Origin of the sequence: Kitasatospora sp. NPDC036755, assembly GCF_040636595.1 — a bacterium.
GTDB lineage: Bacteria > Actinomycetota > Actinomycetes > Streptomycetales > Streptomycetaceae > Kitasatospora.
Genome location: NZ_JBEZUT010000389.1, coordinates 1 through 7,420, shown reverse-complemented (window position 1 = coordinate 7,420; position 7,420 = coordinate 1). Strand labels below are relative to the sequence as shown.

2 protein-coding genes are annotated in these 7,420 nt (G+C 77.6%); both read right to left on the bottom strand.

Features of this window, described 5'->3' with window-relative positions:
* The coding region (locus AB0E96_RS35940) for a type I polyketide synthase (protein WP_359830146.1) at positions 1-3,391 on the bottom strand (3,391 nt) is incomplete at its 3' end.
* Between the two features lie 70 nt (positions 3,392-3,461).
* Positions 3,462-7,334: an SDR family NAD(P)-dependent oxidoreductase gene (locus AB0E96_RS35935; RefSeq protein WP_359830148.1), complete on the bottom strand. Its 3,873-nt coding sequence runs from the start codon at positions 7,332-7,334 to the stop codon at positions 3,462-3,464.
* Positions 7,335-7,420: the final 86 nt, after the last annotated feature.

The following is a 7,420-nucleotide window of genomic DNA, read 5'->3' as shown; positions in this document are numbered from 1 at the left end:
GCCAGCGGACCGCGAGGCGCCCGGCCGGCTGCTCCGGGGCGGCGGCCAGGGCCGCCTGCAGCAGAGCGGGGTGGAGCCCGTAGCGGTCGGCGTCGGCCGTGAACTCCTCGGGGAGCACGAGCTCGACGCCCGGCCCGGAGGCGTCCTGTTCGACGGCGTCCCGTCCGAAGGCGTCCCGTCCGAAGGCGTCCGGGGCCGGGGCCGGGGCGTCCTCCCCGCGCAGCCGGCCGTGCGCCAGCCGCAGCCAGGCCCCGTCCGCCTCCGGCTTCGCGTGCACGGCGACCGGCCGCAGGCCGTCCTCGTCCGGCGCGCCGACCCGGACCTGCAGCGGCACCGCCCCGGTGTCCGGCACCGCGAGGTGGGCGTGCGCGGTCAGTTCGTCCAGCACGGGGCTGCCGGCCTCGCGTCCGGCCCGCAGCACCGCGTCGACCAGGGCGGCGGACGGCAGCACGGCGGTGTCGCCGACGGTGTGCTCGGCCAGCCAGGGCAGGGCCCGGGCCGAGGCCCTTCCGGCGCCCAGCAGTTCGTCGGCGTCGGCCACCGGGACGACCGTGTCGAGCAGCGGGTGGCCGGCCCGGTCGGCGCCGGCGGCGGGCAGCGGGGCGGCCGGCTCCAGCCAGTACCGCTCGCGCTGGAACGGGTAGGTCGGCAGGTCCACCGGGGTGGCGCCGGTGCCGGCGAAGAACGCCGCCCAGTCGACGGGCACCCCGCGCACGTGCAGCCGGCCGAGCGCCGAGACCAGGGTGTGCGGCTCCGGGTAGCCGTGGCGCATCGCCGGGACGGTGGCGCTGGTGGCGCGCTCGACGCAGGTCGCGGCCATGGCGGAGAGCACGCCGTCCGGGCCGAGCTCCAGGAAGGTGTCGACGCCTTCGGCCTCCAGGGTCCGCACGGCGTCCAGGAACCGTACGGGGTTGCGGAGTTGGTCCACCCAGTAGTCGGCGGTGGTCCAGCGGTCGCCGTTCTCGACCTCGCCGGTGACGGTGGAGACGATCCGGACGGTCGGCCGGTGGAAGGTCAGTTTCTCGGCGACACCGCGGAACTCCTCCAGGATCGGGTCCATCCGCGGCGAGTGCGAGGCGTGGCTGATCGGCAGCCGCTTGGTGCGGTGGCCCCGTTCGCGCAGCGCGGCGGCGACCGCGACGGCGGCGTCCTCGTCGCCGGAGACCACCACCGCCTCCGGTCCGTTGACGGTGGCGAGCACCGCCCGGCCGTCCGGGTCGAGGGCGGCGAGCACCTGCTCCTCGGTGGCCTGGATGGCGATCATCGCGCCGCCCTCGGGCAGCGAGCGCATCAGCCTGCCGCGGGCGGTCACCAGGGTGGCGGCGTCGGGCAGCGAGAGCACGCCGCCGACGTGGGCGGCGATCAGCTCGCCGGTGGAGTGGCCGACCAGGTAGTCGGGGCGCACGCCCCAGGCCTCCAGCTGGCGGTAGAGCGCCACCCCGACCGCGAACAGGGCGGCGAGGGTGTAGTCGATCTGGTCGAGTTCGTCGCCCGTCTCGATCACCGTGCGCAGCGGGCGCGGCAGGTGCTCGTCCAGGGCGTCGCAGACCTCGTCGAAGGCCGCGCGGAAGGCCGGGAAGGCGGCCCGCAGTTCGTTGGCCATGCCGATCCGCTGGGCGCCGCCGCCGGTGAACATGTACGCGGTGAGGCCCTCCCCGGCCCGGCCGAGCAGGGCGCCGGGGCCGCCGGTGGCGATGTCGGCGAGGCCCCGGTCGAGTTCGTCCCGGTCGGCGGCGACCACCACGGCCCGGTGGGGCAGCGCCGAGCGGGTGGTGGCGAGCGACAGCGCGGTGTCCAGCAGGCCGGCGCCGCCGCGATCGGTTCCTTCGCCGCCCGTCCCGTCGCGGTCGGCGAGCAGCGCGGCCAGGTCGCGGGCCCGGGCGTCCAGGGCCTCGGCGGACCGGCCGGAAAGCAGCCACGGCACGGTCGGCAGCACCACCGGCGCGGACGGCTCGGCGTCCGCGGACGGCGCCCCGGGCGCGTCGTCCCCGTCGCTCGGCACCTGCTCGGCGGGCGCCTGCTCGACGATGACGTGGGCGTTGGTGCCGCTGAAGCCGAAGGAGGAGACGGCGGCGCGGCGCGGGCGGCCGGTCTCCGGCCAGTCCCGGGCCTCGGTGAGCAGCGCGAGCGCGCTGTCGTCCCAGTCGACGTGCGGGGTCGGCTCCTCGGCGTGCAGCGTCCTGGGCAGGACGCCGTGCCGGATCGCCTCGACCATCTTGATGACGCCGCCGACGCCCGCCGCCGCCTGGGAGTGGCCGATGTTGGACTTGAGCGAGCCCAGCCAGAGCGGCCGCTCGCGCGGGCGGTCCTCGCCGTAGGTGGCGAGCAGGGCGCGGGCCTCGATCGGGTCGCCGAGGGTGGTGCCGGTGCCGTGCGCCTCGACGGCGTCGACGTCCCCCGGGGCGATCCGGGCGTCGGCGAGGGCCTGGCGGATCACCCGCTCCTGGGCCGGGCCGTTGGGCGCGGTGAGCCCGTTGCTGGCACCGTCCTGGTTGATCGCCGAACCGCTGACCACGGCGAGCACCGGCAGTCCGTCGCGCCGGGCGTCGGAGAGCCGGGCGAGCAGCAGCAGGCCGACGCCCTCGGCCCAGCCGGTGCCGTCGGCGTGCGCGGAGAAGGACTTGCAGCGGCCGTCCGGCGAGAGCCCGCGCAGCCGGGAGAACTCGACGAACGGCAGCGGGGTGGACAGCACCGTGACGCCGCCGGCCAGCGCGAGGTCGCACTCGCCCCGGCGCAGCGCGGTGGCGGCCAGGTGCAGGGCGACCAGCGAGGACGAGCACGCGGTGTCCACGGAGACCGCCGGGCCCTCCAGGCCGAAGGTGTAGGCCAGCCGGCCGGAGGCGACGCTGCCGGCGCTGCCCGCGAACAGGTAGCCCTCGAAGTCCTGCGGGGGCAGGTGGGGGCGCGAGCCGTAGTCGTTGTACATCGCGCCGACGAACACGCCGGTGCGGCTGCCGCGCACCTCGTCCGGGACGATCCGGCCGCGCTCGAAGGCCTCCCAGGCCGTCTCCAGGAGCAGCCGCTGCTGCGGGTCGGTGGCCAGGGCCTCGCGCGGGGACATCCCGAAGAACTCGGGGTCGAAGCGGTCGGCGTCGTGCAGGAAGCCGCCGGAACGGGTGGAGGAGCGGCCGACGGCCTCCGGGTCCGGGTGGTACAGGTCCTCGTCCCAGCCGCGGTTCCCGGGGAACGGCGACACGGCGTCGACGCCATCGGCGACGAGCTGCCACAGCTGCTCGGGTGAGGTCACCCCGCCGGGGTAGCGGCAGGCCATCGCGACGATCGCGATCGGCTCCTGCTCCTTCTCCTCGACCTCGCGCAGTCGCCGGCGGGAGGCGCGGGCGTCGGCGACGGCCCGCTTGAGGTACTCGCGGAGTTGCTTCTCGTCACTCACGTGGTCTCAGCTCCAGGGTCGTTCCGGTGGGGGGAGACGGGGGTGGTGGGGGTCGTTCGGGCGATGGAGGTCATTCGAGTTCGTCGACCAGGGCGAAGAGGTCCTCGTCGGTCGCGTCGTCGAGGTCGTCGAGGTCCGTGCCGTCGGGCCCGTCGGCGCCGGCCCGCCCGGCCGGGTCGGCGAGGTCCAGCAGCTCCCTCAGCCGGGCGACGACGCGTTCCTGGCCCGCCGGGTCGGACAGGGCGTCGGGCAGCGCCGTGCGCAGCCTGGCCAGCTCGGCCAGGACCGGTTCGGCCGGGGACGGCGGGGCCAGTTCGGCGGCCAGCAGGTCGCGCAGGTGGGCGCCGAGCGCGGCCGGGCTGGGGTGGTCGAAGACCACCGTGCTGGCCAGTCGCAGCCCGGTGGCGGAGCCCAGCCGGTTGCGCAGCTCGACCGCGGTGAGCGAGTCGAAGCCGAGCTCGGTGAAGGCGCGGGAGCTGCCGATCCCGGTGTGGTCGGCGTGGCCCAGGACGGCGGCCGTCCCGGTCCGGACGAGGTCGGTGAGCAGCTGCCGCTGCTCGTCCGGTCCGAGCCCGGCGAGCCGCCGCGGGAGCGTGTCGGTGCGGGGCGCCGCCGCCGGGGCGGCCGGGGCGGCGGGTACCAGGCCGCGCAGCGGTGCGGGCAGCCCGGTGGCCGTGCGCAGCGCGGCGGGGCTGATCCCGGTGAGGGCCTGGACGGGGTGGTCCAGGGTCAGCGCGCGGTCGAACAGCGCGGTGCCCTCGGCGTTGCCGATCGGCTTGAGGCCCAGCCGGGCCAGGCGGCGCAGGTCGGCCTCGGAGAGGTGGGTGCTGAGGGCGCTGGCCTCCGACCACAGGCCCCAGGCGAGGGAGTGGGCGGGCAGGCCCTGGGCCCGGCGGTGCTGGGCCAGCGCGTCCAGGAAGGTGTTGGCGGCCGCGTAGTTGGCCTGACCGGCGGTGCCGAGCAGACCGGCGACGGAGGAGTAGAGGACGAACGCCCTGAGGTCCTGGCCCCGGGTCAGCTCGTGGAGGTTCCACGCCCCGTCCACCTTCGGCCGCAGCACCCCGTCCAACCGCTCGGGCGTCAACGAGGCCAGCGTCGCGTCGTCCGTGACACCCGCGGTATGGACGACCGCGGTCAACGGATGCTCCGCCGGCACCCCCGCGAGGACCTCGGCGAGCCGCTCACGATCGGCCGCGTCACAGGCCACCAACTCCACCAGCGCACCCGACTCCCCCAGCTCCTGGGCCAGTTCGACCGCACCCGGCGCCCCGGCACCACGCCGACTCGCCAACAGCAACCGGCGCACGCCGTGCTCCACGACCAGGTGCCGGGCCAGCAGCCCGCCGAGGCCGCCGGTACCGCCGGTGATCAGCACCGTGCCGGCCGGGTCGAACCCGGGCCGCCCGGTGGCGGGCCGGGGCGCACGGGCCAGCCGGGGTGCGTGCAACCTTCCGTCCCGTACGGCGAGTTGGGGCTCGCCGGTGGCGGCCGCGGCGGCGATCTGCTCCCGGGCGTCGCCCCGCCCGTCCAGGTCGACCAGCAGGACCCGGCCCGGGTGCTCGGTCTGCACGGTGCGCGCCAGGCCCCACAGCGGTGCGTGGACCAGGTCGGCCACGTCCTCGCCGGGCAGTGCGGCGACGGCGCCGGTGGTCACCAGCGCGAACCGGGAACCGTCGAAGCGTTCCTCGGACAGTCCGGTGCGCAGCAGCTCCAGGACCCTGGCCGTCTCCTCCCGGGCGGCGGCCGCGGGCGCCCCGGTGCCGGGGGCGAGGGTCAGCACGACCAGGTCGGCCGGCTCGGCCCCGGCGAGGTCGGCCCCGTCCAGGTCGGTCCGGGTCACGGCCGGGACCTGCCCGGCGGGAACGGCGGGAACGCCGGACACGCCGGACACGGCGGGCCACTCGACCGCGAACAGCGCGTCCTCGGTGGAGACCGCCGCCAGCCGGGCCCGCGGCACCGGCCGCAGGTCCAGCGAGGCGACGCTCGCCACCGGGGCGCCGGTGCCGTCGGTGACGGCCAGCCGGACGGTGCCCGGGCCGCCGAGCGGCGTGATCCGGACCCGCAGGGCGCCCGCCCCGGCCGCGTGCAGCCGGGTGCCGGACCAGCTGAACGGCAGCCGGATCTCCTCGGGGCCCGTCCCGGCGGCCGCGCCCGGCAGCAGCGGGTGCAGCGCCGCGTCCAGCAGCGCGGGGTGCAGTCCGTACCGGGAGGCCTGGTCGCGCTGCTCCTCGGGCAGGGCGACCTCGGCGAGCAGCTCCTCGCCGAGCCGCCACACGGCGCGCACGCCGCGGAACGCCGGGCCGTAGTCGTAGCCGAGGGCCCGCAGCGCCGGGTAGGCCTCCTCGACCGGCTGCGGGACGGCTCCGGCGGGCGGCCAGGCGGCGTCCGGCGCAGGGCCTGCCGTCCCGTCCGTCTCCGTCCCGCCCCCGGTGCTCGTGTCGTCCCCGGCGGTGAGCAGGCCGGTGGCGTGCCGCGTCCACGGCAGCGCCGGGCCGTCGGCGGCGTCGGCCGGGCGCGCGTGGACGGTGAACGCCCGGGCGCCGGTGCCGTCGGCCGGGGCGAGCCGGACCTGGATCCGGACGGCCTCGCGCTCGGGCAGCACCAGCGGCGCCTCCAGGGTGAGGTCCTCGACGGTGCCGAGCCCGGCCTGCTCGCCCGCCGCGAAGGCCAGCTCCAGGAAGGCGGTGGCGGGCAGCAGCACCAGGCCCTCGACGACGTGGTCCGCCAGCCACGGGTGGGTGCGCAGCGACAGCCGGCCCGTCAGCACGAGGTCCTCGCCGCCGGCCACGTCGAGCGCGGCGCCGAGCAGGGGGTGCCCGGCGGGGTCGACGCCGAGGCCGCGCGGGTCGGAGCGGGTGCTGCTCGGGGCGAGCCAGTGGCGCTCGCCGCCGAAGGCGTACGTCGGCAGGTCGAGCGGCGCGTCGGCGGTGCCTCCGGTCCCGGTCCCGGCCGGGGCGGCCCCGGGCAGGAGTGCGGTGAGGTCCGCCGCGCCGCCCGCCGTGTGGACGGCGGCCAGGGCGGCGGAGTACGTCTCGGCCTCCGGCCGGCCGGCCCGGGCCAGCGCGACGGCCGTCGCCGCGTCGCCGTCGCCGAGCGTCTCCCGCGCCATGCCGGTCAGCACGGCGCCCGGCCCGACCTCGACGAACAGTCCGGCGCCGAGCCCGCGCAGGGTCCGGACGGCGTCGCGGAAGCGCACGGTGGCCCGGATCTGGCCGGTCCAGTAGTCGGCCGAGGCCAGCAGGTCGGCCGGCGCGAGTCGGCCGGTGACGGTCGAGACGATCGGGACGGCGGGCGCCCGGAAGGTCAGCGCTCCGGCCGCGGCGCGGAACTCGTCGAGGATGCCGTCCATGTGCGGCGAGTGGAAGGCGTGGCTGACCGTCAGCCGCTTGGTCCGGTGGCCGCGCTCCCGCCACTGCCCGGCGATCCGGTCCGCGAGCTCCGCGTCCCCGGCGATCACCACCGACTCCGGCCCGTTGACGGCGGCCAGGGACAGCTCGGCCGGGTGGTCGGCGATCGAGGCGGCGACCGCCTCCGGGTCGGCCTGGATCGCGATCATCGCGCCGCCCGAGGGCGCGGCCTGCATCAGCCGGGCGCGGGCCGCGACCAGCGCGGCGGCGTCCTCCAGCGAGAGCACCCCGGCCACGTGCGCGGCGGCCAGCTCGCCGACCGAGTGCCCGGCCAGCAGGTCGGGCACCACCCCGTGCGACTCCAGCAGCCGGAACCAGGCGACCTCCACGGCGAACAGCGCCGGCTGGGCGTACCCGGTCCGGTCCAGCCGGGCGGCCGCCGCGTCGTCCCGCCCGGCGAACAGCACGTCGCGCAGCGGGCGGTCCAGGTGCGGGTCCAGTGCCGCGCAGGCCGCGTCGAGGGCCGCGGCGAACGCCGGGAAGGCCTCGGCCGCCCCGGCTCCCATGCCGAGGCGCTGGGCGCCCTGCCCGGTGATGCCAGCCCTCGACGTGGTCGATGACCGGGTCGCCGGGGGCGGGGGACTCGACCGGGCCGCCGAAGCAGGCCACGTACGGGTGCCCG